Origin of the sequence: Kamptonema sp. PCC 6506, assembly GCF_000180455.1 — a bacterium.
Lineage (GTDB): Bacteria > Cyanobacteriota > Cyanobacteriia > Cyanobacteriales > Microcoleaceae > Kamptonema > Kamptonema formosum.
In genome coordinates this window covers 1-3,494 of record NZ_CACA01000069.1, presented here as the reverse complement: position 1 = coordinate 3,494, position 3,494 = coordinate 1, and the positions used below count along the sequence as shown (strand labels likewise).

The 3,494-nt window shown below is 43.7% G+C and carries 2 protein-coding genes; both read left to right on the top strand.

Annotated elements, in window-relative coordinates:
- The first annotated feature begins 132 nt into the window (after positions 1 to 132).
- Positions 133 to 450, top strand: coding sequence for a YkvA family protein (locus OSCI_RS03355; protein ID WP_007353447.1), 318 nt, complete (start codon positions 133 to 135; stop codon positions 448 to 450).
- 713 nt (positions 451 to 1,163) lie between these two features.
- Positions 1,164 to 3,428, top strand: coding sequence for a caspase family protein (locus OSCI_RS03350; RefSeq protein WP_007353445.1), 2,265 nt, complete (start codon positions 1,164 to 1,166; stop codon positions 3,426 to 3,428).
- The last annotated feature ends 66 nt before the right edge of the window (positions 3,429 to 3,494 follow it).

Here is a 3,494-nt window from a genome sequence, read left to right as displayed (position 1 = left end):
ATTAGCCATTACCCATTACCCAATTCCCAATTTTCCTAAGTAGAATTGTCTGTACTACTTAGGGGGGTTATCTCGAAAGGAAATTTAGAAGACAATTTGTGAAGATATAAAGAGTAAGTCGAGGAAAAATTAATGAGCTTTTCAATCCAATCGCTTTATACCTGGTATCGCAACACCCTTCGCAATCCCAAATATCGTTGGTGGATTGTTCTGGGAACTCTAGCCTATCTGATCAGTCCGATTGATATCGCTCCCGACTTTCTGCCAATTGTCGGGCAAATTGATGATATCGCTATTCTGACCCTCCTGGTTTCCGAAGTCTCGCAGATGGCGATCGAGTATGCTAAATCCCGTCAAGCTGCAAGTGGTACCGAAGCCTCCGATCCAGTCAATGATAGCCCTAGTTACAATCCTGGTACTGTTGACGTGGATGCGGTTTCTGTTAAATGATGGTCAACTAAATTTTCAAGATTTAACCTCCAACCCTGAAGCGTGTCTCTCGGAGATAGTTGATTAGGATTGGAGGTTTTTAATATGAACACTCCCAACGCCATTGATTTGATTTGTGTCTATCTAATTAACTAGGACTTACGCCGCTCAAAAACCCGGTTTCTGCGTCAATCTTTCTCGAAAAAAGCGATGATTTTGGTCAGAAAGCGGGTTTTTTGCGTAAGTCATATTAACATCTAATTTAACTCAGCTCTAGGTAAAGATTGCTGGAATAAATTACTATCATGCAGATGACTTAACTAAAATTTCTTTGAAAGCGATCGCCGAAAACATAATGTTACCAGAATTCTATCAGAGAAGCTTACAAACACAACTGACGCACGCTCAGTTTGTGCTGTTAAAAATATTAGTACAACGGTGTTGCCAACTAAATTCTTCTGCCTTATACTATAAATTGAGATAATATGCAAGTTCCAGAAGAACATTTTGATGGTCAGCAATTGCTTTTAAAGAGAAGGCAATATGCTCGTCGCCGCCCCTAAATACCTCTAAAAAAGTGGAAGTTGCGACTGATATTATGTAACCTATATTTAGGCTCCGACTCAGGGTATCTAAGGGGATCGCTAAAGATTACTAAAATTGGTATTAAAAATCTGTTGTGAATCCTCTACCTTCTGAGAATATTAGCTAAGGTAGAATCTCAGGAATCAGGCATGGGACTCAATCGGCGGCAATTTTTACAAAGATCTGGCTGGCTGTTGGCGGCGCTGGGAATTAGCGAGGCTTTATTCTGGCAAATAAGCGATCGCTACGCCCAAGCTCTAGCGCAACCGACGAAGCGTAAGTTAGCACTGTTAGTAGGGATAAATCAGTATCCCAACTTAGAGGCACAAAGTACGCCCCTGCGCGGCTGTGTTACGGATGTGGAACTGCAACGAGAACTACTGATTTGTAGGTTTGGGTTTGCACCTGCGGATATTCTCAGCTTAACTGATAGCCTTGCTACCAGAGAGAACATTGAGGCAGCTTTTAATAGCCATCTGAGGGAACAAGCTAAGCCGGGAGATGCGATCGTTTTTCACTTCAGCGGTTTTGGTAGTCAGGTGAGTTTGGGCTCGTCTCTGGAAACATTGCAGAATAGTTTAGTGCCTGTGGATGATATCTTACCTACAGAGTCAGCACCGATCGCTAACGATTTACTAGAAGAGACTTTGTTGCTGTGGCTACGTAAACGTAGCCAACCCCAGGCATCGCTACTAACAGAAAATGCGATCGCCATTCTCGATACCAGTTACGCTTATCCCGGCACAGACTTAATCGGTAATTTGCGAATTCGTTCCCGCTACCGCCCCACTTTTGGGCAAATTAGCAATGAAGAGTTAGCCTTGCTAGAAGAATTGAGAGCAATAGCCGCCAAACCAAGTTTCCCCAAGTTTCCATCTAAAATTATAGTCGCCACGCCCGATCGATTATCAGCAGAACTTGGATGGAATGGGTTTAGTGCTGGTGTGTTTACCTACGCGCTAACTCAATCTCTGTGGCAGACAACAGATGCGACAAATCTGCAAATTAGTTTTAGTCAGGCCGCTAGTGCTATATCGGAATTAACACAAAGCAATCGCTTTCCCCCCCTTCCCAATCCCAACTCCAAAGATGAAAAATTACATATTAATTTTTCACCTTTAATTTTAAACGCTCCTGCTGCTGAGGGGGCGACGATCGCAGTGGAGGAGGGCGGAAAAAATGTACAGTTATGGCTGGGAGGATTACCGGGCAATATTCTGGATTTTTATGGAGTGAATTCTGTATTTAGTTTAGTTCCAGAAACCATACCCCGATTACAGGTGCGATCGCGCAACGGTCTAGTTGCTAAAGCCCAAATTAGGGAATTACCCCTTACTATCGGAGAATTTGTAGCCCCTCAAGTCGGTCAACTCGTCCGCGAGAGGATTCGAGTTCTGCCCCGAAATATTGGTTTAACGGTTGCTTTAGACTCTCAATTAGAGCGGATTGAACGAGTAGATGCTACCAGTGCTTTTACTGCCATTCCCCAAGTCTCAGTAGTGACGGGAGAACAACTGGCAGACTATCGATTTGGTCGAGTTCTAGAGACTGCGATCGCCCAGATGCCGAATACTCCTTTACCTACTCTATCTCAAGGTCGTTACGGTTTGTTTTCTGTCGGGCAAAGTCTGATTCCTAATACTATAGGGGATGGAGGAGAAGCTGTAAAGGTAGCAGTGCAGCGGTTAGCACCCCAACTGAATACCTTGCTAGCTGCTAAATTATTGGGGTTAGTCGCCAATGTTAGATCTTCTTTATTAAAGGTGAGAGCAACTCTCGCCACAATTGCTCCAGAAGCGGAGGTTTTAATCGAGCAAGCACCCCAGCGAGCTTTTGAGAAGAGTGAAGCAGAGATTAACGGCCACTTAAACCCGACTGCTGACAAAATTGTGAATTTATCAGTGGGGACTCGCATTCAATACAAATTGTACAATGGGAGCGATCGCCCAGTTTACTTTATGGTCTTTTGCCTGGATAGTCGAGGACAGACGATCGCCTTTAATCCCCCCTTCGCTGAAACTACGGGAGGTAAAGATATTAGCAGTTTATCAGAGTTCGCGATCGCCCCTGGAGAAACTATTTGTCTACCAGCTCTTCCCAACTTAGTGAGTACAGCCACAAATACTTTTGGATGGTTGATCCAGGGGTCATTAGGTTTAGTTGAAACTCAGATTATACTTAGTCAGGCTCCTTTTACTAATACTCTTACTGCTTTGGAAGGAGGAATGCAGAAAAGTAGAGGTACTTTGCCAGTTCGCGTACTTTTAAATCCTTTAAAGGTTGCTAAAGCAGTGCTACAAGATTTACATATTGCTAGCATTTCAGGAGTACAAGAGGCGGGAGTAGCAACTGAAGACTTTGCCCTAGATGTCAATAACTGGGCAACTTTTAGTTTTGTTTATCGGGTAATTTAAGTAATTGCTTATAACTAGGGGCTAGGGGCTAGGGGCTAGGGGCTAGGGTAAGAGAGGGGGAAAATA

What these genes read in the sequence shown, in the direction of transcription:
- OSCI_RS03355 (WP_007353447.1), top strand. Translation starts at nt 133, where the DNA reads ATGAGCTTTTCAATCCAATCGCTTTATACCTGGTATCGCAACACCCTT.
- OSCI_RS03350 (WP_007353445.1), top strand. Translation starts at nt 1,164, where the DNA reads ATGGGACTCAATCGGCGGCAATTTTTACAAAGATCTGGCTGGCTGTTG.